A 24,884-nucleotide genomic window follows, 5' to 3' on the forward strand; every position below is an offset into this window, starting at 1 on the left:
CATGGCGCGTCCGATTGCGGGAAAGCCGCTGGCATGCACGCTGCCTATCCCGCGCTGCGCCTGCGCCGCACCCGCGCCGCCGGCTGGAGCCGCCGCCTCCACGCCGAGCACATCCTCACCCCGGCCGACCTGATCTGGCCGATGTTCGTGACGGACGGCGCGCAGACGGAAGAGCCGATCGCGACCTTACCGGGCGTGTCGCGCTGGTCGATCGACCTCGCGGTGGCGCGCGCCAGAGAGGCGCACGACCTCGGCATCCCGTGCCTCGCGCTCTTCCCCAACACGCCGCGCGACCGCCGCAGCGACGACGGTGCGGAAGCGCTCAATCCTGACAATCTGATCTGCCGCGCCACCCGCGCGATCAAGGACGCGGTGCCCGACATCGGCATCCTCACCGACGTCGCGCTCGATCCCTATACCGCGCACGGCCATGATGGGGTGATCGACACGGCGGGCTATGTCCGCAACGACGCTACGGTGGAGCTGCTGGTCGGCCAGAGCCTCAACCAGGCGCGCGCCGGCGCGGACATCATCGCGCCGAGCGACATGATGGACGGGCGTGTCGGCGCGATCCGCGCCGCGCTGGAGCGGGACTCGCACGTCAACGTCCAGATCATGGCCTACGCCGCCAAATATGCGTCGGCCTATTACGGCCCGTTCCGCGACGCGGTCGGCACGCGCGGGCTGCTCAAGGGCGACAAGACGACCTATCAGATGGATCCGTCCAATCGCGAGGAAGCGTTGCGCGAGGTCGCGCTGGATCTCGCCGAGGGCGCGGACAGCGTGATGGTCAAGCCCGGCCTGCCCTATCTCGACATCGTCCGCGCGGTGAAGGACGCCTTCGCGGTACCGGTGTTCGCCTACCAGGTGTCGGGCGAGTACGCGATGATCGAGGCGGCGGTGGCCGCCGGCGCCGCCGACCGCGACGCGATGGTGCTCGAGACGCTGCTCGCGTTCAAGCGCGCCGGCTGCGCGGGCGTGCTGACCTATCATGCGGTGCACGCGGCGCGGCTGCTCGGCGCGTGATCGTCACGGAGCGCCTGATCCTGCGCGCGGCCGAGCCGCGCGACCGCGCCGCGCTCCACGCGATGTGGGCCGACCCGCGCGTGATGGTCGAGCTCGGCCCGGTGAAAGACGCGGCCGCGAGCGATGCCGCGATCGAGCGCCATGCCGGCTACCGTGCCGGCCATGGGCTGGGCTTCGGCGTCGTCGAGCGGCGCGACGCGGGCGAGGTGATCGGCTTCTGCGGGCTCAAGCCGGGCGCGCCGACGACGCCGATCCGCGGCGAGCTCGAGATCGGCTGGATGCTCGCGCAGGCCGCCTGGGGGCAGGGCTATGCGCGCGAGGCCGCCGCGGCCTGGCTCGACTGGGCCTGGGCGCACCGCGCCGAGCCGCGCGTCGTCGCGATCACCGCGGCGGCGAACGCCGCGAGCCAGCGGCTGATGGAGCGGCTCGGCATGCGCCGGCTCGCCGACGGCGGCTTCGACCATCCCGACTTCGCCGTCGACGACCCGCGCCGCGCCACGGTGACCTACGCGATCGACCGGCCGCGATGATCGAGACCGAGCGGCTCACGCTGCGCGGCTGGCGCGCCGAGGACGTCGCGTCCTTCCACGCGATCGCACAAGATGCCGAGGTGATGCGCCATATCGGCCCATCCGAGACGCGGCGTGAGAGCCGCCGCGCGTGGCGGCGCATGGCGGCGGCGCAGGCGCGCTACGGCCATTGCTTCTGGGCGGTGGAGCGCCGCGCCGACCGAACGTTCATCGGCCTGTGCGGGCTGCTGCCGCTGCCGCGTCCGGTCGCGGGCGAGGTCGAGATCGGCTGGCGGCTCGGCCGCGCGCACTGGGGGCGGGGCTATGCGCATGAGGCGGCCTCGGCCTGTCTCGAATGGGCGTGGGAGCATCTCGACGTGCCGACGATCGCGGCGGTGACCGTGCCCGGCAACACGCGCAGCCGCATGCTGATGGAGCGGCTCGGCATGTCTCGCGTGATCGGCGGCGACTTCGACCATCCCGAACTCGACCCGGGCGACCCGCTGCGGCGCCACCTGCTGTATCGCATCGCCCGGCCGACGCGTGACTGAGCCGCGGTCGCGGCGCGGCGGCGTGGCGCCGCTGTTCGTCGCGACCATGCTGACGGGCTCGTTCCTGCTGTTCCTGGTGCAGCCGATGATCGCGCGGCTGGCGTTGCCGCGGCTCGGTGGCGCGCCGGCGGTGTGGAATTCGGCGATGCTGGTCTATCAGGCGCTGCTGCTCGGCGGCTACGGCTATGCGCATCTGATCAGCCGGCTCGCGCCGCGGCGGCAGCGCGCGATCCACCTCACGCTGCTGCTCGTCGCCTGTGCCTTCCTGCCGATCGGGCTCAGCGACCGCGTGCTCCCCGCGGGCGCCGAGCCGGCGCTCTGGGTACCCTATCTCTTCGCGCTCTCGATCGGGCCGCTCTTCTTCGCGGTGTCGTCGCAGGCGCCGCTGATGCAGCGCTGGTACGAGCTGGCGCGGCCGGGCACCGACCCGTATCCGCTCTACGCCGCCTCCAATCTCGGCAGCTTCGCCGGGCTGATCGCGTTCCCGCTGCTGGTCGAGCCGCTGCTGCCGGTGACGCAGCAGCGCTGGCTGTGGAGCGGGGGCTATCTGGTGCTGGTCGCGCTCGTCGTACTGTGTGCGACGCGGCTGCCGTCGCGTGCCACTTCCGCCGCCGACGTCGCGCCGAGCGCGCCCGCGCCGCCGCGATCGCGCGTGCTGCTGTGGGTGGTGCTCGGCCTGGTGCCATCGGGCATGATGCTGGCGACCTCGACCTTCATCAGCACCGACCTGGTGGCGATGCCGCTGCTGTGGGTGATCCCGCTCGCGCTCTACCTGCTGAGCTTCTCCATCGCCTTCGCCGCGCGGCGCTGGCCGGCGGACTCGCTGACGCGCGCGGCACCGGTGACGATCCTGCTGTTCGGCGGCATCATGATGGGGGGCTTCGCCGACATGGCGACCGCGAGCACGCTGATGGCACTGCTGCTGCTCTTCATGATCTCGGTCGCGCTGCACACGCGGTTGTACCGGCTGCGTCCCGAGCCGGCGCGCCTGACCGGCTTCTATCTCGCCACCTCCGTCGGCGGCGCTTTGGGCGGGGTATTCGCCGGTCTGGTGGCGCCGACCTTGTTCGACTGGACTTGGGAGTATCCCATCCTGATCCTAGCCGCGGGCGCGCTGGTGCCCCAGGCGCCGCTCGCCGCCGGGCTGCGCGGGCTCTGGGCCCGGCGCGGGGCGCGCTGGGCCGCCGTCGCCGCGATCGCGCTCGCGCTGGCGGTGATCGCGGGCGTGTTCGCGCACGAGGCGGGCGGGCTGCGCGCGGTACGCCACACCGGCGCGACCTTCGCGGTGGTCGCCGCGGTCGGGCTGCTGACGCTCGGCGCGCGTGCGCCCTATCTGATGGTGCTGACGAGCGCGCTGCTGCTGTTCGGCGGCTTCCGCTCGCTGTCGCTCTCGCTCGAGCCGGGGGCCCGGCTGCGCAGCTATTTCGGCGTCTACACGCTGGTGGAGGAGCCGCGCCGACGCACCCTGGTCCACGGCACCACGCTGCACGGCGTGCAGCTCACCGGCTCGCCCGCGCGCGAGCGCATGCCGACGAGCTATTACACGCCCGCGAGCGGCATCGGCCGCGCCATGCGCGCCGCGCCGCTGCTGTTCGGGGATCGAGCGCGGATCGGGGTGGTCGGTCTCGGGACTGGGACGCTCGCCTGCTACGCCCGGCCGGGCCAGCGCTGGCGCTTCTACGAGATCGACCCCGCCATGGCCGCGCTCAGCCGCGCCCACCGCTTCACCTTCGTCGCCGCCTGCGCGCCCGGCGCCGCGATCGAACTTGGCGACGCGCGCGTGTCGCTCGAGCGCGCCCCGACGACGAGCCTCGACCTGCTCGCGCTCGACGCGTTCTCCTCGGACGCGGTGCCGATGCACCTGCTGACGCGAGAGGCGTTCGCGGTCTACGCGCGCGTGTTGGCACACAACGGCGTGCTGGCGGTGCATATCTCCAACCGCTTCATCGATCTCGGACCCGTCGTGGCCGCGGCAGCGCGCGGTGGCGGGTGGCGCGCGCTCATCCTCAATCATGTCCCGGCGGACGGGGAAGAGGAGGGGACGGCATCGTCCTGGATCGTGCTGACGCGCGATCCCTGGACCCAGGCGCTGCTGGCCGGGGACGACGGGGACTGGCACGTGCTGCGCCGCCGCCATGGCTTCGCGCCCTGGACCGACGATTACGCGTCGATCCTGCCGCTGCTGCGGTTCTGACGGGGCGGCGCTTTGGACCCTCGGAGGACGACGGCGGAGGAGCAGCGACCAGTCAAAGATAAGGCTCGTCGCTGAGCCGCTGTGACACCCACCAGATGGTGCCGGCGGGATCCCGCACGCCGCCTTGCCGGTCACCTTAGGGCATGTCGGCGACGGGCATGATCGGCTCGGCACCGGCCTTCTCGGCGCGGACCATCGCGGCGTCCGCGTCGGCGACGTGGCGATAAGAGGCCGCGCGCGTCGCGGGGTAGGCGTCCGAGGCCTCGCTCACCATGATCGTCGTCGTGTCGAAGTGAGGCTGACAATCGGCGAGGCGACCGTCCGGCGCGATGCTGCGGCCGATCTCGCGCGCGCCGAATGCTGCCTCGAGGAAACGAACGTAGTCGGGCGCGCGGTCAGCGAAGATAGACGGGGTCACGACCGCGAAGCCCTTGGCACATGCATCGCGCGTCTCCATTCCGCCACGTGGTCCTGGATCGAGCGTCTGTCCTGGAAAGGGCAGGCGACGCCCCCGGCTCAGCCGCTCGGCAGCGAGGCCGCGAGCGTGTCGATGCGGCTCGTCTGCCTCGCGGCAGTGTCGCGCGCCGCGTCCAGCGCCTGCTCGAGCGCGGGATAGTCGGGTTGTAGCGCCTGCGCGCGCGCGGCGGCGAGCTCCTCGAGCTGGTTGAGCGAGTCGGCATGGGTCGAGCGCAGCGAGTCGAGCTCGGCGATCGCGCTCTGCGCATCGAGCCAGCGCTCGCTGCCCGCCGCCGCGCCGCGTGCCGCGGTGGCGCGGGCGGTGGCGCGTACGGCCGCGGCGTCGAAGTCGCGCGCCGCGGTGGCACGCGCCGTCGCGATCGCGGCGAGCCGCGCGTCGAGCGCCGGATCCGCGGCGACCGGGGCGGGCGGCGGCGTCGCCGGCTCCTCGAAGCCCAGCTTCTCGACGGGTCGCGGCGCGAGCGAGGGATAGCCGCTCATGTCGGCGCCGCAGCCGGCCAGTGACAGCAGGGCGGCGACGGTCAGCGGGAGGGTGGCGAGCGGCGACGGGGCGCGCGGTGGGCGTGGCATGCGATCTGCGTAGAGGGGCGAAAAACTTACCGCAACGCTCTTGCGCCCCCGCACGGCGGCGTCTAACAGCGCCGCTCCATTGCGCGCCCGTAGCTCAGCTGGATAGAGCATCAGACTACGAATCTGAGGGTCGGACGTTCGAATCGTTCCGGGCGCGCCAATGGTTACCCACCGCCAGGTGGGGCAGACGGACGGCATCACGCCGCACCGCGATGCGCCCGTAGCTCAGCTGGATAGAGCATCAGACTACGAATCTGAGGGTCGGACGTTCGAATCGTTCCGGGCGCGCCATCGCTTATTCTCGTTCGGCCGCCGTAGCCGGGCCATGTGTCGCGGCTCTGGGCCACTCCATCGGCGTGGCGTCACGCGCCGCTGATCTTCTGTCCGCTGTCGTCGGACTCGCCCGGCGTCTTCTTCGTCGCGGCCTTCTTCGCGCCCGTCCCCGTCCTGCCGCCGCGCCCCGTTCCGAGGCTGCCGCGCGCGCGATCGCCGCCCTCGGTGGTCACCGCCCCCGAATTACCGCCATCGCCCTTCTGTGCCAACACCTGTCTCCTTGGTTTGTCGCCCGACGAACGTCGACGCAGCAAAGGCAGTATCGAGCAAATACAGTGACTTAGCTCGGCAACCTCGATCGGGTCGCAGCGTGGCTGTGTGAGGTCGAGGAGTGGCGGAGAGGGTGGGATTCGAACCCACGGTGAGCGTGAACCCACGGCGGTTTTCAAGACCGCTGCCTTAAACCACTCGGCCACCTCTCCGCAGGCCACCCGCTTAAACGCGACCCGGCGGCGAGTGCAAGCGCTCGCGCGATTTGCGGTTCCGTGCGCCGTTCCGCTGTGCCAGAACGCCCCGACCATGACAGCGGTCGCAACGCTCGCCCGCGGCATCGCCGCCGCCTTTCTCCTGCTAGCAACCCCCGCCGCCTCGGCGCAGGACGTCACGACGGCCGCGGTCGACGCAGAGGGGTCGGGCTTCCAGGCCTATCTCGCCGAGGTTCGCGCCCGCGCCGTCGCCGCGGGTGTCCGCCCCGCCACCGCCGGCAGCGCGCTCGCGGGGCTCAGCTTCAACCCGCGCGTGGTCGCGCTCGACCAGCAGCAGCCCGAGGCGCGCCCGAACGCGCCGGTGCCGCTGTTCGCGCCCTATCGCACCGCTCACGTCGACGCCGCGCGGATCTCGCGCGGGCGCGCCGCCTACACCGCCAATCGCGCCAGGCTGGCGCGCGTCGAGGCCGAGACCGGCGTGCCCGAGCAGATCATGGTGGCGATCTGGGGGCATGAGACCAACTACGGCTCCTACACCGGTAACTTCGACCTGCTGCGCAGCCTCGCCAGCCTCGCCTATGAGGGACGGCGCCGGCCGCTGTTCGAGGGAGAGCTGATCGCCGCGCTTAAGATGATCGACCGCGGCGTGCCGCGCGCGCAGCTGACCGGCAGCTGGGCGGGCGCGATGGGCAACCCGCAGTTCCTGCCCTCGGTCTACCTCCGCCTCGCGCGCGACGGCGACGGCGACGGGCGCATCGACATCTGGAACTCGTCCGCCGACACGCTCGCGTCGATCGGCAATTATTTCACCCAGGCGGGCTGGCGCGCGGGCGAGCCTTGGGGCGTCGCGGTCAGCGTGCCCGCGGGTTTCTCGCGCGCGAGCGTCGCCAACCGCCTCGTCTCGCCGCGATGCCCGCGCGTGTTCGAGCGCCACAGCGGCTGGCGCACGATGTCGGAGTGGCGCGCGATGGGGCTGGCGCCGCTCGACGGGCGCTGGCCCGGCGACCAGGTGCAGGCGGTGCTGATCGAGCCCGACGGCCCCGGCGCCACCGCTTATCTGCTGACCAGCAACTATCGCGTCATCCTCGACTATAATTGCTCCAACTTCTACGCTCTGTCGGTGGGCTTGCTCGCCGACGCGATCGCGCGCTAGGGCGCGAACCTCGACGCGCCTCCACGCTTCTCCCCACGCCTGCCATCGAACCGGATCCCGACCCATGACCAAGCTGCTGACCGTCCTCGCGCTGCCCGCCGCCGTCCTCGCGGTCGCCTATCCCGCCCTGGCCGCGGCGCCGCAGTTCGACACGCCCGCGCCGGTCGCCTTCATGGAGGACCTTTCCTCGGGCGCGGTGCTCTACGCCAAGGACGCCGACCGCCGCATGCCGCCGGCGTCGATGGCGAAGATGATGACGGTCTATACCGCCTTCCAGATGATCAAGTCGGGCGACCTCAAGCTGTCGACCGAGTACGAGGTCCGTCCCGAGACGTGGCAGCGCTGGCACGGCCCCGCGGCGGGATCGACCATGTTCCTCTCGGTCGGCGAGCGCGTCTCGGTCGCGAACCTGCTGTACGGGATCGTCACGCTCTCAGGGAACGACGCCTGCGTCGTCCTGGCGGAGGGTGCCTCGGGGACCGAGCAGGCCTTCACCGAGCGCATGAACGAGAACGCGCAGAAGCTCGGGCTCACCAACAGCCATTTCGGCACCTCGAACGGCTGGCCCGACGGCGGCGTGACCTATGTCACCGCGCGCGATCTCGCTAAGCTCGCCGCCGCGACGATCACCGAGTTCCCGCAGCTCTACAAGCAGTTCTACTCGCGTCGCGATTTCACCTGGGGCAAGACCATGGGCGCGGGCCAGGCCATCACCCAGGCCAACCGCGACCCGCTGCTGGGCCGCGTCGCCGGCGCGGACGGCCTCAAGACCGGCCACACCGACGAGGCGGGCTATGGCTTCACTGGCTCGGCCGAGCAGAACGGGCGTCGGCTGGTGATGGTCGTGGCGGGGCTGACCAGCTTCAACCAGCGCGCGCAGGAATCCATCCGCTTCATGGAATGGGGCTTCCGTGCCTGGCAGGCACGTCCGGTGGTGAAGGCGGGCAAGACCGTCGGCACCGCGGCGGTGCAGCTGGGTGACTCGAATGAGGTCGAGCTGGTCGCGCCCAAGGCGCTGGCGGTGACGGTCCCCTCGGGAACGCGCCCGCAGCTCTCCGGCAAGATCGTCTATGATGGTCCGGTGAAGGCACCGATCAAGCAGGGCGCGCATATCGCGGATCTCGTCGTCTCCGCGCCCGGCCTGCCCGAGCAGCGCATGCCGCTGGTGGCGGCGCGCGACGTCGGTCAGGCGGGCTTCTTCGGGCGCGCCATGGCGGGCCTGCGCGGCCTGTTCTGATGCCGCGGGGGCGCTTCCTCAGCCTGGAGGGCGGGGAAGGGGCCGGCAAATCGACCCAGGCGCGCGCGCTCGCCGCTGCGCTGCGCGAGCGCGGCGTGGAGACAGTGGTGACGCGCGAGCCCGGCGGCAGTGCGGGCGCCGAGGCGATCCGCGCGCTGCTGCTCGAGGGCGAGGCCGGGCGGTGGAGCGCTCGCGCGGAGACGTTGCTGTTCGCTGCGGCGCGCGCCGATCACGTCGAGAAGGTGATCGGGCCGGCGCTGGACGCGGGTCGCTGGGTGATCTGTGATCGCTACGTCGACTCGACGCGCGCCTATCAGGGTGTGGCGGGCGGCATCGCCGACGCCGACGTGCTCGCGCTCCACGCCTTCGGGAGTAAGGGACTGTTCCCGGAGCGCACCTTCCTGCTGACCGTCGCGCCCGACATCGGAGCGGCGCGGGCCGCCGAGCGAGATCGCGGGGCGACCGATCGCTTCGCGTCGCGCGACGACGCATTCCACGTCGCCGTCGCCGCGGCCTTCGCGACATTCGACCGGCTTGCGGAGGGCGAGCCCGAGCGCTTCCGCCGCATCGACGCCGCGCAGGCGCCCGAGGCAGTGACCGCCGCGATGCTCGCCGAGCTGGCGGACTGGCTGCCGTGACGATCCTGCGCGGCCACCGCGCCGCGGTCGATGCCTTCACCGCGGCGCTGCGCGGCGGCAACGTCCACCATGCCTGGCTGCTGACCGGTCCCGAGGGGGTCGGCAAGGCCATGTTCGCGCGTGCCGCGGCGGCGCGGCTGCTCGCAGAGGGGATGACTCCGGCCGCGCTCGCCCCCGGCCTGGCAGTGCCCCCCGACCATCGCGCCGCCACGCTGCTCGCCGCCGGCTCGCACCCCGACTATCGCGAGCTGCGCCGGCTGCCGAAGAAGGACAAGGACGACGAGCTGGCACGCTCGATCACGGTCGACCAGGTGCGCGCGCTCGGCCCGTTCCTCGGCACGATGCCGTCGCTCTCGCCGCGCCGCGCGATCGTGATCGACGCCGCCGACGATCTCGAGCGCCCCGGCGCCTCCAACGCGTTGCTCAAGAGCCTGGAGGAGCCGCCCGCGGGAACGGTGTTCCTGCTCGTCAGCCACGCGCCGGGTCGGCTGCTCGCCACGATCCGCTCGCGCTGCCGCGTGCTGCGGTTCGAGCCGCTCGGTGACGATGACATGACCGCGGTGCTGCGCGGGTCGCTGCCCGAGGCCGAGCCCGAGGAGATCGCGTCGCTGGTAACCGCGGGAGACGGCTCGCCGGGGCGCGCGCTCGGCTATGCCGGCCTCGACCTCGGCGCGATCGAGCAGGCGCTCGCCGGCATCGCGCGCGACGGCGACCCGACGCTGACGCGTCGCGCCGCGCTCGCTAAAGCGCTCGCGCTCAAGGCGGCGCAGCCGCGCTACGAGGCCTTCCTCGACCGCGTGCCGACGCTGATCGCGCGCGCCGCCGCGACGCGCGTCGGGGCCGACCTGCGCGCCGCGCTCGACGGCTATGACGAGGCGCGCTCGGTCGCCGCCGCGGCGCGCGCGCTGTCGCTCGACCAGCAGGGCACGGTGTACGAGCTCGCCGGCATCGTCGCGCGGCTGGCATCCCGCGAGGGAGAGCGTTAGGAGGCGCGGCATGGGCCATCCCTTCTACATCACCACCGCGATCAGCTACCCCAACGGCCGCCCGCACATCGGCCATGCCTATGAGGCGATCGCGGCCGACGCGATCGCGCGCTTCCAGCGCCAGGCCGGGCGCGACGTCCGCTTCCAGACCGGCACCGACGAGCACGGGCTCAAGATGGTCCAGACGGCGCGCGAGCGCGGCGTCGAGGTGCGCGCGCTCGCTGATGAAATGTCGAGTTATTTCAAAGAGATGTGCGACAGACTTGCGATCAGCTACGATCGCTTCATCCGCACTACAGACGCGGATCACCACCGCGCCAGCCGGGCGATCTGGCAGGCGATGGCGGACGCCGGCGACCTCTACCTCGACCGCTACGAGGGCTGGTACTCGGTGCGCGACGAGGCCTTCTACGACGAGAAGGAGCTGGTCGACGGGGAAGGGGGCGCCAAGCTGTCGCCGCAGGGCACGCCGGTGACCTGGACCGCGGAGGAGACCTGGTTCTTCCGCCTCTCCAAGTATCAGCAGCCGCTGCTCGACTTCTACGCCGCCGAGCCCGATTTCATCCGCCCCGAGGCGCGGCGCAACGAGATCCTGCGCTTCGTCGAGGGCGGCCTGTCCGACCTGTCGGTGTCGCGGACCAGCTTCGACTGGGGCGTGGCGGTCCCGGGCAGCCCAGGCCACGTCATGTACGTCTGGGTCGACGCGCTGACCAACTACCTCACCGGCGCCGGCTATCCCGACGGCGAGCTGCGCTACTGGCCGGCCGACCTGCACCTGATCGGCAAGGACATCGTCCGCTTTCACGCGGTCTACTGGCCCGCGTTCCTGATGTCGGCCGGGATCGCGCTGCCCCAGACAGTGTTCGGTCACGGCTTCCTGCTCCACCGCGGCGAGAAGATGTCGAAGAGTCTCGGCAACGTGGTCGACCCGCTCGATCTCGCCGAGGCGTTCGGGGTCGACGGGCTGCGCTACTTCCTGCTGCGCGAGGTGAGCTTCGGTCAGGACGGCAGCTACTCGGCCGAGGCGATCGTCACGAGAGTCAACGCCGAGCTGGCCAACGCCTTCGGCAATCTGGCGCAGCGGACGCTGTCGTTCATCGCCAAGAACCTCGGCGGCGCCTTCCCGAACGCGGGTCGAGCCGAGGAAGCGGACGCGCAGCTGATCGAGGAGGTCGTCGTGGCTTGCGCCGGGCTGCGCGCGGGCTTCACCGACCTGCTGCTGAGCCAGGGCGTCGAGGCGTGGCTCCGCGGCGTGTTCGCGTGCAACCAATATATCGACGCGCAGGCGCCCTGGACATTGCGCAAGACCGATCCCGAGCGGATGCACGCGGTGCTCGGCACGCTGGTGCGCGCGATCCGTATGCTCGCGATCGCGATCCTGCCGGTGGTGCCAGAGGGTGCGGGCAGGGTGCTCGATCAGATCGGCGCCGACGAGCGCGACCATGCCGCGATCGACGACGACGGCTGGTACCAGCGCCGCGCCGACGCGCGCGCCACGATCGCGCCGCCGACGCCGGCCTTCCCGCGGCTGGAGCTGCCCGCCGAGACGGAGCCCGCCTGATGCTCGCCGACAGCCACTGCCACCTCAATTATGAGGGCGTGTTCGAGCAGCAGGCCGCGGTGCTCGATCGCGCACGCGCGCGCGGCGTCACCGCGATGCTCAACATCGCCACGCGCGAGCGCGAGTGGGACGCGGTGCTCGCCACCGCCGAGCGCGAGCCCGACGTCTGGGCCAGCGTGGGCATCCACCCGCACGAGGCCGACCAGCATCCACATGTCGACACCGCCACGCTGGTCCAGCGCGCGCGCCACCCGCGCGTGGTCGCGATCGGCGAGAGCGGCCTCGACTATCATTACGACCATTCCGACCGCCAGCGGCAGCAGGCGAGTTTCCGCGCGCATATCGCCGCCGCGCGCGAGAGCGGCACACCGATCATCGTCCACACGCGCGACGCCGAGGAGGATACCGCCGCGATCCTGCGCGAGGAGATGGAGCAGGGTGCCTTCACGGGGGTGATACACTGCTTCACGGCGAGCGACAGTTTCGCCGATCAAGCGCTCGAGATCGGGATGTACATCTCCATCAGCGGCATCGTCACCTTCCGCAACGCCGAGGCCCTGCGCGCGACGGCGGCACGCATACCGCGAGAGCGATTGCTGATCGAGACCGACGCGCCCTTCCTCGCGCCGGTGCCGCACCGGGGAAAGACGGGCGAGCCGAGCTTCGTCGCCGATACCGCCGCCTTCCTGGCGCAGCTCCGCGGTGAAGAAATCGCGGCATTGCAGAGTTATACGGCCGATAACTTTCACGCGCTCTTCAGCAAGACACGGCCCGCGTGAAGGTTCGAATCCTCGGCTCGGGCACGTCCTCGGGGGTGCCGCGCATCGGCGGCGACTGGGGCGAGTGCGACCCGGCCGAGCCGCGCAACCGCCGAACGCGCTCCTCGCTGCTGGTCGAGCATGACGGCGTGCGGATCCTGGTCGACACCAGCCCGGACATGCGCGAGCAGCTGCTCGCCGCCGGGATCGGGCAGGTCGACGCGGTGATCTGGACGCACCAGCACGCCGATCACGTCTTCGGCATCGACGATCTGCGCCAGGTCTATCACGCGCTCGGCCATCCCGTGCCAGGCTATGCGCGGGAGGGCTGCGCGGCGGCGCTCCGGCAACAGTTCGCCTACGTCTTCAAAGGTGCGGACGGCTATCCACCGACGGTCGAACTCGCACCGCTGCCCGATCGGCTCGCGCTCGGCGGTCTGACGATCGACGTCGTCGATCAGCCGCACGGGTCGATCAGCTCCGCCGGACTGCGCTTTACCGCCGCCGGGCGCTCGGTGGGCTATGCCACCGATATCAGCGGCATGACGGCGGCGATGCGCGAGCTGTACCGCGGCGTGGACGTCTGGATCGTCGACGCGCTGCGGCGCCGGCCGCACCCGACGCATCCCGATCTCGCCACCGTGCTGGGCTGGGTCGAGGATCTGCGTCCTACTCGGACGGTGCTGGTGCATATGGACCAGTCGATGGACTATGCGGGCCTGCGTGCCGAGCTGCCCGGCGGCGTCGAGCCGGGCTATGACGGCTGGAAGGTCACGCCGTGAGCGAGCGTCTCGGCAACGCGGTGATCCTGCTGCTGGTGCTGGTGCTGGCACTCGCGGCGCTGGTCGCACGACGCATGCCGGCGCGGACGATGCTCCGCTACACGTTGGTCTGGGGCGGGGTCTTCATCGCGCTCATCCTGGTCGCCACCTATTTTACATAATACGTATTATCGCTCGGCATGGATGTAGACGCAACGTACAAATGGCACCAGCCCGCTAGATAGAAATGGCACTCTGCGGTGCTCTCAGCGGGTCGCCGGTGTCATAGCCGTTCTCGGCAACGAGGACGCGCATTGTATGACGGTGCTGGCAATGAGTGCTGCTGAGATCACCCGCTTCGACACGCTGATGCGGCTCGACCGCGGCGAGATCCGGGTCACGGACGCAATGGAGCTGCTCGGCTTGGCCAGACGGCAGGTGTACCGACTGCTGGGCCGCCTGCGAGAGGACGGCGCCAGCGGCCTGGTGTCGCGCAAGCGAGGACGCCCGAGCAACCGGCGCTACAGCGACGCCTTCCGCGCCCAAGTGGTCGCGCTGGTACGCGAGCACTACGCCGACTTCGGACCGACGCTCGCGCGCGAGTACCTCGCCGAGCGCCATGGCATCGGCCTGTCGTGCGAGACCCTGCGCCGCATCATGCTGGAGGCGGGACTGTGGCAGGACCGTGCGGCCAAGCGCCCTCGCCCGTACCAGCCGCGCTACCGGCGCGACTGCCGCGGCGAGCTCGTCCAGGTCGACGGCTCCAAGCACTGGTGGTTCGAGGGCCGCGGTCCGCAATGCACGCTCCTGGTCTTCATCGACGATGCCACCAGCGAGCTTATGCACGTCGAGATGGTCGAGAGCGAGAGCACCTTCTCCTACATGCGCGCCACCCGGACCTACCTCGAGCGGCATGGCAAGCCGGTGGCCTTCTACACCGACAAGCACAGCGCCTTTCGCAACAACACGGCCTCGGCAAAGGGCGACGGCATGACCCACCTCGGGCGTGCGCTGGACCGCCTCAACATCGAGCTCATCTGCGCGAACTCGCCGCAGGCGAAGGGACGCGTCGAGCGGGTCAATGCGACGCTGCAGGACCGCCTGGTCAAGGCGATGCGGCTACATCGCATCTCCACCATCGACCAAGCCAACGCCTTCCTCCCCTCCTATATGGCGCAGCACAATCAACGGTTCGCCAAGACGCCGTTCGATCCGCGCGATCTGCATCGCGCGCTGGCCATTCACGAGAACCTTGAGGCGGAGCTGGTGTGGCGCGAGCAGCGCACCGTCACCGGTGCCCTCACCTTGCACTACAACAAGGCCATGTTCATCCTCGAGCCCTCCCCTGCGTCGCAGGCGCTCGCGCGGAAGAAGGTCGACGTGTGCGAGTACCCGGATGGCCGGCTCGAGATCCAGCACGAGGGCACGGTCCTGCCCTATCGCATGTTCGACAAGATGCGCCGGGTGAACCAGGCCGCCGTGGTCGACAACAAGCATCTCGACGCGGCGCTGGCGCTCGCCCGCGTGATACAGCAAGCTCAGCCACACCATGCCAAGCGCAACAACAACGAGCCGGCGCGCACCGCGCAGCCCGTCGGACCGTTCAAGGCGCCCTCCCCGGCTTCATCCGCCCAGAAGCTCGACCGTCGTACGCTCGGCAACGGCAGGCTCAAGCGTGGGCCGCGTCTCTCCAACGAGGACCTGGTTGCGCGGGGCCTTAGTGAGTACGCTCGCTAGCGTCCGGAACCGCCCAATTCGCGGACGCGAGATTGACCACGTCGACCGCCGTAAGCTGCCGTTTGTTCAGGCGGACGCTTCGGGCTCACCCTCGGTCAAACGACGCATTGCCTCTATGATTTCAAACCGATTGATAGGTTTCGCATAAAATTCCGCGCGCTCTGGCAGTCTGACGCTGTCGCGAGTGAAGTACGCTGCCGTTAAAATGATCTCGATCGGCGGCCAGCGCTTTCGAATGGCGGCTGCTATTTCGATGCCGCTGCGGCTACGCGGCATGTCCAGGTCCATGTACACGAGGCGAATGTCCAGGCGCTCTTCCAGCAGCTGAATGGCGTCGGCGCTGCTTAGCGCTTCTACCGCCTCGAACCCTGCCTCTTCGACCATGTCGATAGCGTCGAGCCGCAGGATCGGCTCGTCCTCGACCACCAGCACCGGCCATCGCTTAAGGGGTTGAGACTGTCCCATGTTCTACGCTTACGCCTCTTGGATCTGATAGAGCGGTGCCGTTGCCCGCATTGTCAGACCCTCCGTTTCATACCGAAGCTCAACGCCGCCAGACCCGCTTAGACCCATGCGAATGATACGCGAGCCGAAGCCCTTGCGTGTCGGTTCGAGTGCCGGTGGCCCGCCACGCTCGATCCAGCTGAGATCGAGCGCATCCTTTCCGCCGTCGCTACGCACAGCCCAGGTGACCGACACCGTTCCCTCGGGCGTGCTGAGCGCGCCGTACTTCGCGGCGTTAGTCGCAAGTTCATGAAGCATGAGCGAGAGCGCCAGCGTGGCACGCGGGCCAATCGTTACATCGGGGCCGGTCAGAACGAAGCGATCTTCGCCAAATGTAGATAGCGCTCCGTGCGCAACCTCCTCTAGCTTGGCGCTCGACCAGTTGTCGCGCGTCAGCACGTCGTTGGCCGAGGCAAGCGCGCCGAGCCGCTTGCCGAACGCTTCGACGGCCTTTTGGTCCTCTGCTCTGCCAAGCGTCTGATGCGCGATAGCTTGCACGACGCTCATCGTGTTCTTGATACGGTGGGCCAGCTCGCCGTTGAGGAGCAGCTGCTGCTCTCGCGCTTGGTGCAGCTCGGTGATGTCTCGTGAGACGGACAGGATGCGCGCGACCTCGCCATTGGGGCCGGGGATTGGCGACACCGATATCGACCAGTGCTTGGGTGTGCCGATGAAGGTATCCGCCGGCGCCTCGAAGTGCCGAGTTTCCCCGAGCTTGGCAGCTTGGATCGCCTCTCTGACGTATGCGGGACCGTTCTCCTTCAGGAGGTCGGGCCACGGGCAACCCTTCACGGCGTTGAAGTCGCTGATATCCATGACCTTCATGCCGCCCTCGCTCATGAACGAGAGGCGGCCATCAAGCTCGACGACCTTGATGCAGTCGGTCGAGGCGGCAAGCACGCTGCTCAGGAACGTAGCCGTCTCCCTGGCCTCCTTCTCCGCGCGACGCCGCTCGAGCGCGGTCCAGGTGCGATTGCCGGCGTCCGCGATGAGCTGAAGCTCCTCCGACGTCCACTCGCGCGGCACGCTGTCGTTGACGTACAGGATAGCGACCGTGCGCCCTCTCTCCTTGATCGGGCGGTTGACGAGGCTGCGCACCGCAACCGATTCTAGCGGCCCGGTGTCCTCCGCCGTGCGGGGATCAAGGCGAACGTCCGGAATGACGACCATGCGACCCTCCCGCAGGTCTTCCGCGTAGCCGCCGTAATCGTCCATGCGGTAGGTGCCGGCCAGGCTTGCGTAACCTTCTGCCGTCCAGTCGTTCGGCACGACGAACGTCTCGCCGTCCTCTCCCACCGTGCCATAGCCGACACGGCCGACGCACAACGTTCGGCCGATGATGCCGGTCGCTGCGCGAACGATGTCCTCGGGATCATCGATGGCCGTCAGGACCCGGCCGAGTTCGGCCAAGGCTTCTCGGCGCTGGTCCGATTGAACGCGATCGGTGACTTCCAAAAACAGAACCGTGAATAGGTCGCCGCCCGCGGGCTGACACACGCCATCATACCAGCGCTGAAGATTGCCGACCTGTCGAGTGAAGCGAATCGCCTGACCAGTCTCCACGACGCGGGCGAACTCCAGCACCCATTCGTCCTCGATGCCGGGAAAGACCTCGCGGATCGTCCGACCGACCGCGCAGCCTCGTTCGATCCCCACCAGATCGTACCAGGCGTCGTTCACCTCTTCGTAGCACCAGTCGATGATGTGGCCTGCGGCATCGCGCACGACCTTGCCGAGGATGAAGCCCTCTTCAAGCGTCTCGAACAGATGACGCCACTTGAGCTCGCTGCGCTGTAGTTCGGCAGTGGCGGCATCGCGCTCGCGCTCCGCCTTGACGCGGTCGGTCGTCTCTAGCGTCACGTTGAGCAGGCCGGCTACCTCGCCGTTCTCACCGCGAACTGGCGAATACGAAAAGCTCCACCACGTCTCCTCGGGGTAGCCGTTGCGCGTCATCAGCAGCGGCATGTCGCGGAATGTTGAGGTTTCTCCGGCGAACGTCCTCTCGACGAGCGGTTTGATCTCGTCCCACACGTCAGGCCATGCCTCTGCGAACGTCACGCCGAACGCGAACGGATGCCGCTTGCCGAGGATTGGAGCATAGGCGTCGTTGTAGAGGAACGTGCGCTCCGGCCCCCATGCCAGACACATGGCATGTCCCGACGCCATCATAATGTCGACCGCTGTGCGCAACGAAGCTGGCCAATCGCTGCGCGGCCCAAGGGCCGTCGTGTTCCAGTCGACCGTCGACAGCATGTCGGATGCCTGCGGTGCGTCATGCACGTGGCCTCCGGCGTCGCCCTCACCGTTGCTCACCATCCCCGCCGTCGCTTCCTCGACCTTGATTATCGCCAACCCGCTCCCGGCCGGTGGGTCGTACCTAGCGGCATGCGCCAGCGTTTCAAACAGAGGTTAGGAGAGCAAGCGGCTGATAATCACAGGCGCATGGCCCGAAGCGGACCGTCCGCTTTCCTGCCAGACCCGGACGCTCAGGCGGGCTAACTCGCTTCCCGCAAGCAGCCATTCGTTCAGCGCGATCATTCCCGTTTCCCCATCCTCAACGGCTAGTTTCGGGAAAGAGCAATCGGGAACAGCTTCTGGGAAAGCGGACGTCTCGGACGCCTTTCGGCGCGATCGGCAGTGCCGCCTTCCCGCTACGGGTTCCTTTACGGGAACGCCGATCAGGCTCTGGTTAGCTCAGTTTTGCGCGTGATAGTCCAATGCTCCAGTCGTTTGTAGACGATCACCTTGTCGCCGATCAGATCTCCATGCCGGCGACAGAAGAGGTCGAGCTGATCGCGATCGCCGACCAGTTCGACACAGATCGTCAGATGCGGATCGGCAATTTCCGAGCCGTTCTCCCGGATCGGTTCGTGATTGCTGAAGCCGTAATGGGTATTTTGCGCGACGGCGTTGATGATGCCGTCCGCCTTCGCGGTGCGAATCAGCTCGCGATAGAGCGGCTTTGCCCCCCAGAAGCGACGCGGGCCGATCTTGTCGGACGGTTTCAGATAGATGCGCAGCATCCCGACTTCGCGGTGATGGACGGTGAAACGATTGGGCATGACGGGCTTTCGACAGGAAACAGGATCAGGCGCGCGTGCGCCGGCGAGAAGCGCGGTGCGTGCGGGCATCGCGCAGGGTCGCGTCGGGTGTGAGGTGTGCGGCAGGTACCTTTGGCACAGCGACGCGCTGCGACAGGTAGATGCCGTTGTGGCCTGAGCAGAGGTAGGCGACGAAGCACGCGACTGCGATCGGCACCGTATAGGCCGCGCCGAACAACTCGATCCCCATGAACGTGCAAGCCAGCGGTGTGTTGGCCGCGCCCGCGAACAGCGCGACGAAGCCGATCGCTGCGAATAGCCCCGACGGTACTCCGAACATCGGCGCGAGCGCATTGCCGAGCGCCGCGCCGATAAAGAACAGCGGCGTGACCTCGCCCCCCTTGAAGCCCGCGCTCAGGGTCACGACGGTAAAGAGCAGCTTCAGCGCCCAGCTCCACGAGTGCGTATCGGGACCAAAGAAGCTGGCGATGGTCAGGCTGTCCGGTGTCGCGGCGAGCGTACCCAGGCCAAGATAGTCGCGGGTTCCGAGCAGCCAGACCAGCGCAATCACGGCCAGCCCGCCGATAACGGGTCGTAGTGGGCCATAGGGGATCACGCGCTTCAACCATCCGCCCAGCGCGTGATTGGCCTCGGCAAAGGTCAGCCCGGTCAGACCGAAGGCAATGCCGGCGACACCGGCCTTGGCGACGAGCAGCGCGTCGACCGGCACCAGCGCATCGACATGGTAGACGCCGTGATGAATGCCCCAGGCAAGACAGGTCCAGTCACCGACCAGCGCCGCGACCAGGCATGGCACCAGCGCGCGATACTCGACCCGACCGATCGCCAGCACCTCCAGTGCAAAGACCGCGCCCGCAATCGGCGTCCCGAAGACCGCGCCGAACCCAGCCGCGATCCCGGTCATAAGGAGGGTGCGTGTCGCTTCCGCATCCAATCTGAGCGCGCGTCCAAACCCGCTGGCAAGACTGCCGCCCAACTGCACGGCGGTGCCTTCACGTCCCGCCGATCCCCCGAACAGATGTGTCACGACCGTGCCGAAGAAGATGAGCGGAGCCATGCGCAGCGGCACGCCGCCCCCCGGTTCGTGGATTTGCTCGACGATGAGGTTGTTGCCGCCTTCGACCGAGCGCCCTGTCAGATGGTAGAGCAGTCCGACCACGAACCCGCCGATCGGCAGCAGGTAGAGCAGCCAGGGAAAGGCGAAGCGAAGCCGGGTTACGGCGTCGAGGCTCCGCAGGAAGGCCGCGCAGAGCGTTCCCACCGCTGCGGCCATCGGGACCAGGATCAAAGCCCACCGCAGTACCGACGTGGCATGGGTGCGGCGATCGCGAATGAACGCTGCCATGTTGAACTGGTCATAGAGATTGCGAAATGTCGCGCGCACGATTCCTCCTTGCTGCCTTGCGGCGCCTGGTAGGAATCATCGGCCCTTGCGAGGGCGGTTCGACCGAATGGCCCGGCGGAAATCCATCGCCGTGCCTGCGCATATGCTGTCCGACCGCGACCCGGTCAACCAACCGCAGAAGCATGAGACTATCGTTTTGGTGAGGACCGATAAAATGGCTTTGGCCACGGAATAAACCCCGACGAGCATCGTCTACGCTTTCGAGACCGATGCGCTGGAGGCTTATGCGTAGACGAGATTGGATGCTGGGTCTGACGGCTTCGGCCCTACTTACCGGCGCAGTCGCGGCCGCCCCCGCCGATGGCTACGCTACCATGATGTCTGTCGCGATGGACCGGATGATGGCGGGCATGATGGTCAAGCCGTCCGGTGACGTCGACCGCGACTTCGTGGCGATGATGCTTCCGCATCATCAGGGTGCCATCGATATGGCGGTGGCGGAGCTGCGCTACGGCCATAACGAGCAGCTCAAGCGCATCGCGCAGGAAATCATCATCGATCAGCAGCAGGAGATCGCCGCCATGAAGCTGGCGATCGGCCAGCCGCTACCGCCTTCGACGCCAGCCCCGACGCAGGGCGGCGACCACCATAGCCCTATGGAGCACTGACATGATCCGGACCATCCTGCGCTCGGCCGCCTTGCTGATGAGCGCCGCACCGGGCCTCGCCATGGCCCAGCAGGCGCCGTGGAACGCTAAGGACATGCCCGTCAGCCACCGCGACCGCGTCTATGCGTCTGAACAATTCTCCAACACGGTGTCGGTGACCGACCCGGCCGACAACCGGCTGCTCGGCGTCATCAAACTTGGCGATCCCCAGCCGATGAACTTCTCCCCGCTCTACAAGGGACAGGTGCTGGTTCACGGCCTGGGCTTCTCGCCGGACGGGAAGACCTTGGCGGTCGTGTCGATCGGATCAAACGCCGTGTCGTGGATCGACACCGCCACCAACACCGTCAAGCACACGACCTATGTCGGGCGCAGTCCGCACGAGGCGTTCTTCACGCCGGACGGCAAGGAGGTGTGGGTCACGGTCCGCGGCGAGGATTATATCGCCGTGCTCGACCCCACGACGTACAAGGAGACGGGGCGCATCAAGACGCCCGGTGGTCCGGGCATGACGATCTTCTCTCCCGATGGCCGGTACGGCTATGTCTGCTCTTCGTTCAATCCGGTATTGGCTGTGTTCGATGTCGCGACCCACGCGCAGGTCGGACAGGTGGCGCAGCCAAGCCCCTTCTGCCCCAACATCGCCGCGACGCCGGACGGCAAGCAAGTGTGGTTTACGCTGAAGGACATCGGCAAGACGGTCGCATTCGATGCTCGGCCACCCTTCGCGATCCTGAAGGTGCTGGATACCGGGCCTATCACGAACCATGTCAATTTCGCCCGCACGGCCAAGGGGCAGTTCGCGTATGTGACGGTCGGCGGAGAGAATGTGGTCAAGGTGTTCCGCACGTCCGACTTCACGCCGGTGGCAACAATTCCGGTCGGCAAGATGCCGCACGGTGTTTGGCCATCGGGCGACGGCCGGCGCGTTTATGTCGGGCTAGAGAATTCCGATGAGCTGGCCGCGATCGACACTGCCGGCAACACGGTCGTCGCTACCGTGCCGGTCGGACAGGCACCGCAGGCGATCGCCTATGTGTCGAACGCAGTTCCGACAGGCCCCGGCACCGACAATCTCCAGCCGCTCGGCACAGCGGGCAAGGCGCTGCATCTGACCATGGGGCCGATTGGCGGCAAAGGTACGGCAAGCAGCATCACCCTCTTCGACCAGGGCATCATTCAGGTCGTGCAGAGTGCCGTTACCGGTTTGCAGCCCAAGAAGCCTTACATGCTCGTACTGACCGCCAATGCGGACGGCAGCGGCGCTGTAGAGCCGCTTGCGAACTTCATGAGCAACCCGGCAGGTGCGGCGATCGTCAACGCATCGGGTCCGATCCGCCAGATCGTTCAGGGCAGCACCGCGACACCCCGGCGCTTTCTGGCGGTTGCGGAGGTGGTGAACGGCGCGCCGGGGCGCATCGTGCAGGTGCAGCGCGACTGAGATGGACCCGCTTGCCGCCGCGATCGAACCGCTGATCCCCGGGCTGCGCCGCTATGCCCGGTCGTGGTTGCGCGACCGGGTGATGGCGGATGACGTGGTGCAGGATTGCCTGGAGCGCGCGGTCGGGCGCTGGCGACAGCGACGGGGTGCGGAGGTCCGCCCGTGGGTCTATGCGATCCTGCACAATTTGTTGGTCGATCATCAGCGGCAGCATAGCCGGCGAGGTACGGCGGTTCCGCTCCACCTCGTGGACGACGCCGCGCTCGGCCGCCCGGCCGATCAGGACACAGGCCTGCACCACCGCGACCTGCTGCGCGCGCTTGATGCGTTGCCTGAAGAACAGCGAACGGTGCTGCTCCTGGTCTCGGTCGAGGGCCTGCCCTATGCGGAGGTCGCTGCCGTAGTCGGCGTGCCGCTGGGCACGGTAATGTCGCGCATATCGCGGGGGCGCGACCGTCTGGCGACCCTCCTCCGGGAGGGTGAACGGCCGCGATTGAGGAGCGTGCAATGACCAGCCCGATCGGCGAGGACGATCTGGCCGCATGGATCGATGGCAGGCTGTCGCCCGAGCGGCAGCGCCTGGTCGACGCCTATCTTGAAGGCCAGCCGGACGTGCATGCCCGTGTGCGAGAGCAGGCGGAGCAGGCGCGAGCCCTTGCATCCCTGTTCGCCCCCGTCGCGGATGAACCGATCCCGGCGACGATGCGCGTGGCAGCGATCAGGGGACGGCAACGGCAACCGCGTTGGCAGCTCGCCATCGCCGCGTCACTTCTGCTGGCGTTGGGGTTTGGCGGTGGCTGGTCGAGCGCGCGGTGGAGCGGCGAACCCCGCGCGGGCATCGCGGCGCTGGCCAACGAGGCGAGTGATAATTTCCGTGTCTATGCCGCCGACCGGATACGACCGGCGGAGATCGGCCCCGACCAGCGCGCCATGCTGATCCGATGGACCTCCGCTCGATTGGGTGAGCGCGTCACGATCCCGGACCTCAGCACGGCCGGCTATCGCTATGGCGGGGGGCGACTGGTCGCGACGCCCCACGGCCCTGCGGCACTGCTCCTCTACGACGGACCGCAAGCGTCGAAACTTGCGGTGCTGACGAGGCCCATGCAGATCGACAAGACCGCGAGCATGACCAGCACGTCCAGCGGGACCATGGGCCGGGTCACATGGGCGGTCGACGGGATCGGCTATAGTGTGGTGGGCGAGCGACCCGCGGCCGAACTGCATCCGATCGCCGATGAAGTCCGGCGTCAGGCAGATGCCGCGCTTGTGTCCTGATAGCGCCTTGCCGCCTCCCGGCGCCGACGGGCACCGGGCGGTCCAGCGCGATCACGGCTTGCGCTCGACATCCTTCCTGTCGGTCTCGGCCGGCGTCAGACGGGCTCGCTCGCGGATGCGGCGTTCCAGCGGCGCGCCGACGAACAGGACGAGCATTGCAAGGCTCACCCCGCCGATGATGAGCGGCCACACCGCCAACCCTGCTGCCGCGCCGATCGTGGCTGTCACCCAGATGCACGCGGCGGTCGCCAATCCATGCACTTCCTGACCCTGGCCGACCCGCAGCACCGCACCGGCACCGATGAAGCCGACGCCGGACAGAATGCCCTGCATCGCCCGTCCTGCGGCATCGGCGTTCACGTTCGGCAAGCCACTATGCACGATCGCCTGAACGGCGATGCAACTCGCCAGACCGACCAGACCCAGCGTCCGCAGGCCCATGATCTGCCGGTTCTCACGCGAGCGTTCCCAGCCGAGCACCATCCCGGCCGCGGTCGCCACCACCAGCCGGCCAATCGCATCGATCCAGAAAGCGACGTCCGGTGCCGCTGATGCTTCGATCATTCGACCAGCACGTGAACGTGATGCCAGGCGGTGCACAGATAGCCGGCGAAATTCCACATCGTATCCGGCCGCTCGGGCTGTCCCTGCCCGGTCTCGTCGAAGGCACGGGCGACAAGGTGCTGGCGTCCCTTGGCAAGTGTGGCGTCAAGGATCCAGCGCCGCCAGCCCCAGCGCGTCTCCGGATCATCGGCGAAGGTCGCCTGTTGCCAGTCGCGACCGCCGTTCACCGACACTTCGATCCGAGAAATACGGCGGTCATAGGCAATGGCATATCCCTCAATCCGCACCTCTCCGGCGGCCAAACTCTCGCCCGCACCGGGCGAGCAGATCGCGGCGTTGAGCGGCATGGCATTGATCGTCAGACCCTGGCTCCAGTCGACGGTGTCGCTCGTCACAGCGGCGGGGAAGAGCTTGTAGTCGTGCGCCTGGATCGGTGCCTCGGAGGGCGTTTCACGCACCTCGATCCGTGTCAGCCATTTGGCGCTGCGGACCCCGGCATAGCCAGGCACCACCATGCGGAGCGGGGCGCCATGTTCGGGCGTCAGCGGCTCGCCATTCATCGCCCAGGCGAGGAGTACGTCGGGCTCCCGCGCCTTGCTCATGGCGATCGATACCCCGAACAAGGCTTCTTCACCCTCCACGTCCACCTCGTCCGCGCCGGTGAACGCCACGAACAGCTCGGACGCATCCGGCGCGCCGACCGCATCGAGCACATCGGCCAAGCGTACGCCGGTCCACTCCGCATTGCCGATCGCGCCTACGTCCCACGGATCGCCGGAGGTGTTGGCGACCTGCTGGAGATCGGTACGCCGGTTGCCGGCGCACTGGAGAACCGCCGTTACCGTGCGCGTGGCAAACGTGCTCTTCAGTTCCTGCACCGAGAAGAAGCGGCTCGCCATGCCCCTCCCGCTCACCTCGATCCGATGATTGGCGGGCAGATCCGGCACCGGCCCGTGGCTGCGCACGTAGAACAGCGCCTGCGGCGTCAGAAACCGCTCGATCAACGCACCGGGCGTCGGCTCGGCATTGTAGGGATCAGAACTGCGCTCGATCATATCGGTCATGGACGATCAAACGTCGCGGGCACGCGTAACGCTTCAAGTCTT

At 68.4% G+C, this 24,884-nt stretch carries 26 protein-coding genes, 3 tRNA genes and 1 riboswitch; of the genes, 19 read left to right on the forward strand and 10 right to left on the reverse strand.

The genetic code is table 11. The features are described from left to right. Positions 1-33 precede the first annotated feature (33 nt). Genes hemB through K7957_RS02795 form a run of 4 tightly spaced genes read left to right on the forward strand, consistent with a single transcriptional unit; the run spans position 34 to position 4,280 of the window. Positions 34-1,026, forward strand: a complete 993-nt coding sequence (hemB, locus tag K7957_RS02780; RefSeq protein ID WP_223010448.1) for a porphobilinogen synthase — start codon at positions 34-36, stop codon at positions 1,024-1,026. Further along, the gene (locus tag K7957_RS02785) at positions 1,023-1,556 is read left to right on the forward strand and encodes a GNAT family N-acetyltransferase (protein ID WP_223010449.1); all 534 of its coding nucleotides are present in this window, start codon (positions 1,023-1,025) and stop codon (positions 1,554-1,556) included. Before hemB ends, K7957_RS02785 begins: the two co-directional genes overlap by 4 nt. Beyond that, on the forward strand, positions 1,553-2,086 hold the full coding sequence (locus K7957_RS02790; RefSeq protein WP_223010450.1) for a GNAT family N-acetyltransferase: 534 nt from the start codon (positions 1,553-1,555) through the stop codon (positions 2,084-2,086). Before K7957_RS02785 ends, K7957_RS02790 begins: the two co-directional genes overlap by 4 nt. A gap of 46 nt (positions 2,087-2,132) precedes the next feature. Then, positions 2,133-4,280 carry a spermidine synthase gene (locus tag K7957_RS02795; RefSeq protein WP_223011091.1) on the forward strand — a complete coding sequence of 716 codons (2,148 nt, stop codon included), beginning with the start codon at positions 2,133-2,135 and terminating at the stop codon, positions 4,278-4,280. A 136-nt stretch (positions 4,281-4,416) separates the two neighbouring features. Here K7957_RS02795 and K7957_RS02800 read toward each other — a convergent pair whose 3' ends face one another. Both K7957_RS02800 and K7957_RS02805 read right to left on the reverse strand, forming a co-directional pair. Further along, positions 4,417-4,698, reverse strand: coding sequence for a VOC family protein (locus tag K7957_RS02800; RefSeq protein WP_223010451.1), 282 nt, complete (start codon positions 4,696-4,698; stop codon positions 4,417-4,419). A gap of 98 nt (positions 4,699-4,796) precedes the next feature. Further along, positions 4,797-5,327 carry a hypothetical protein gene (locus K7957_RS02805; protein WP_223010452.1) on the reverse strand — a complete coding sequence of 177 codons (531 nt, stop codon included), beginning with the start codon at positions 5,325-5,327 and terminating at the stop codon, positions 4,797-4,799. 83 nt (positions 5,328-5,410) lie between these two features. Here K7957_RS02805 and K7957_RS02810 point away from each other — a divergent pair. Both K7957_RS02810 and K7957_RS02815 read left to right on the forward strand, forming a co-directional pair. Then, positions 5,411-5,487 (forward strand) — tRNA-Arg (locus tag K7957_RS02810). Between the two features lie 54 nt (positions 5,488-5,541). Continuing rightward, positions 5,542-5,618 (forward strand) — tRNA-Arg (locus K7957_RS02815). Positions 5,619-5,689: 71 nt separating this feature from the next. Here the strand turns inward: K7957_RS02815 and K7957_RS02820 are convergent. Continuing rightward, positions 5,690-5,869 (reverse strand): hypothetical protein, encoded by a 180-nt coding sequence (locus K7957_RS02820; RefSeq protein WP_223010453.1) that lies wholly within the window; start codon positions 5,867-5,869, stop codon positions 5,690-5,692. A gap of 123 nt (positions 5,870-5,992) precedes the next feature. Continuing rightward, positions 5,993-6,082: transfer RNA gene (locus tag K7957_RS02825), tRNA-Ser, on the reverse strand. A gap of 97 nt (positions 6,083-6,179) precedes the next feature. On the opposite strand from K7957_RS02825, the gene K7957_RS02830 reads away from it, so the two are divergent. The 9 genes from K7957_RS02830 (at position 6,180) to K7957_RS02870 (ending at position 14,916) form a co-directional block, all read left to right on the forward strand. Next, complete coding sequence (locus K7957_RS02830) at positions 6,180-7,238, forward strand: lytic murein transglycosylase (protein WP_223010454.1); 1,059 nt, start codon at positions 6,180-6,182, stop codon at positions 7,236-7,238. Positions 7,239-7,302: 64 nt separating this feature from the next. Beyond that, positions 7,303-8,475: a D-alanyl-D-alanine carboxypeptidase family protein gene (locus tag K7957_RS02835; protein WP_223010455.1), complete on the forward strand. Its 1,173-nt coding sequence runs from the start codon at positions 7,303-7,305 to the stop codon at positions 8,473-8,475. Further along, positions 8,475-9,113, forward strand: a complete 639-nt coding sequence (gene tmk, locus K7957_RS02840) for a dTMP kinase (protein ID WP_223010456.1) — start codon at positions 8,475-8,477, stop codon at positions 9,111-9,113. Before K7957_RS02835 ends, tmk begins: the two co-directional genes overlap by 1 nt. After that, complete coding sequence (locus tag K7957_RS02845) at positions 9,110-10,099, forward strand: DNA polymerase III subunit delta' (RefSeq protein ID WP_223010457.1); 990 nt, start codon at positions 9,110-9,112, stop codon at positions 10,097-10,099. The genes tmk and K7957_RS02845 overlap by 4 nt, the downstream gene beginning before the upstream one ends. Positions 10,100-10,109: 10 nt before the next feature. Then, positions 10,110-11,660: a methionine--tRNA ligase gene (gene metG / locus K7957_RS02850; protein ID WP_223010458.1), complete on the forward strand. Its 1,551-nt coding sequence runs from the start codon at positions 10,110-10,112 to the stop codon at positions 11,658-11,660. Continuing rightward, positions 11,660-12,439, forward strand: a complete 780-nt coding sequence (locus K7957_RS02855; protein WP_223010459.1) for a TatD family hydrolase — start codon at positions 11,660-11,662, stop codon at positions 12,437-12,439. Before metG ends, K7957_RS02855 begins: the two co-directional genes overlap by 1 nt. Next, positions 12,436-13,200, forward strand: a complete 765-nt coding sequence (locus K7957_RS02860; protein WP_223010460.1) for an MBL fold metallo-hydrolase — start codon at positions 12,436-12,438, stop codon at positions 13,198-13,200. The genes K7957_RS02855 and K7957_RS02860 overlap by 4 nt, the downstream gene beginning before the upstream one ends. Next, positions 13,197-13,361: a hypothetical protein gene (locus K7957_RS02865; protein ID WP_223010461.1), complete on the forward strand. Its 165-nt coding sequence runs from the start codon at positions 13,197-13,199 to the stop codon at positions 13,359-13,361. Before K7957_RS02860 ends, K7957_RS02865 begins: the two co-directional genes overlap by 4 nt. 136 nt (positions 13,362-13,497) lie before the next feature. After that, entirely contained in the window at positions 13,498-14,916 is a 1,419-nt protein-coding gene (locus K7957_RS02870) for an ISNCY family transposase (RefSeq protein WP_223010462.1), read from the forward strand. Between the two features lie 66 nt (positions 14,917-14,982). Here K7957_RS02870 and K7957_RS02875 read toward each other — a convergent pair whose 3' ends face one another. From K7957_RS02875 to K7957_RS02890, 4 genes are all read right to left on the reverse strand, one after another. Continuing rightward, entirely contained in the window at positions 14,983-15,348 is a 366-nt protein-coding gene (locus tag K7957_RS02875; protein ID WP_343228280.1) for a response regulator, read from the reverse strand. A gap of 42 nt (positions 15,349-15,390) precedes the next feature. Continuing rightward, a complete protein-coding gene (locus K7957_RS02880) occupies positions 15,391-17,772 on the reverse strand; it encodes a PAS domain-containing sensor histidine kinase (RefSeq protein WP_246616622.1) in 2,382 nt (793 codons plus the stop codon). A 326-nt stretch (positions 17,773-18,098) separates the two neighbouring features. Beyond that, positions 18,099-18,551, reverse strand: a complete 453-nt coding sequence (locus K7957_RS02885) for a DUF190 domain-containing protein (RefSeq protein ID WP_204200589.1) — start codon at positions 18,549-18,551, stop codon at positions 18,099-18,101. Then, entirely contained in the window at positions 18,508-19,866 is a 1,359-nt protein-coding gene (locus K7957_RS02890) for a voltage-gated chloride channel family protein (protein WP_007406263.1), read from the reverse strand. Before K7957_RS02890 ends, K7957_RS02885 begins: the two co-directional genes overlap by 44 nt. A 23-nt stretch (positions 19,867-19,889) precedes the next feature. Then, a riboswitch (Fluoride riboswitch) is annotated at positions 19,890-19,966 on the reverse strand. Positions 19,967-20,129: 163 nt separating this feature from the next. On the opposite strand from K7957_RS02890, the gene K7957_RS02895 reads away from it, so the two are divergent. The 4 genes from K7957_RS02895 to K7957_RS02910 are packed head-to-tail and all read left to right on the forward strand — an operon-like array spanning position 20,130 to position 23,214. Beyond that, entirely contained in the window at positions 20,130-20,495 is a 366-nt protein-coding gene (locus K7957_RS02895; protein ID WP_219994278.1) for a DUF305 domain-containing protein, read from the forward strand. A 1-nt stretch (position 20,496) separates the two neighbouring features. Then, entirely contained in the window at positions 20,497-21,936 is a 1,440-nt protein-coding gene (locus K7957_RS02900) for a YncE family protein (protein ID WP_007406255.1), read from the forward strand. 1 nt (position 21,937) lies between these two features. After that, positions 21,938-22,447 (forward strand): RNA polymerase sigma factor, encoded by a 510-nt coding sequence (locus tag K7957_RS02905; RefSeq protein WP_007406239.1) that lies wholly within the window; start codon positions 21,938-21,940, stop codon positions 22,445-22,447. After that, positions 22,444-23,214, forward strand: a complete 771-nt coding sequence (locus K7957_RS02910) for an anti-sigma factor family protein (RefSeq protein ID WP_007406229.1) — start codon at positions 22,444-22,446, stop codon at positions 23,212-23,214. The genes K7957_RS02905 and K7957_RS02910 overlap by 4 nt, the downstream gene beginning before the upstream one ends. Positions 23,215-23,265: 51 nt before the next feature. Here the strand turns inward: K7957_RS02910 and K7957_RS02915 are convergent, their stop codons facing one another. Then, positions 23,266-23,778 carry an MgtC/SapB family protein gene (locus K7957_RS02915; protein WP_007406274.1) on the reverse strand — a complete coding sequence of 171 codons (513 nt, stop codon included), beginning with the start codon at positions 23,776-23,778 and terminating at the stop codon, positions 23,266-23,268. Further along, positions 23,775-24,842 carry a molybdopterin-dependent oxidoreductase gene (locus K7957_RS02920; protein ID WP_007406227.1) on the reverse strand — a complete coding sequence of 356 codons (1,068 nt, stop codon included), beginning with the start codon at positions 24,840-24,842 and terminating at the stop codon, positions 23,775-23,777. The genes K7957_RS02915 and K7957_RS02920 overlap by 4 nt, the downstream gene beginning before the upstream one ends. Between the last annotated feature and the right edge of the window lie 42 nt (positions 24,843-24,884).

The sequence above is a fragment of the Sphingomonas yunnanensis genome, assembly GCF_019898765.1.
Classification (GTDB): Bacteria; Pseudomonadota; Alphaproteobacteria; order Sphingomonadales; family Sphingomonadaceae; genus Sphingomonas; species Sphingomonas yunnanensis.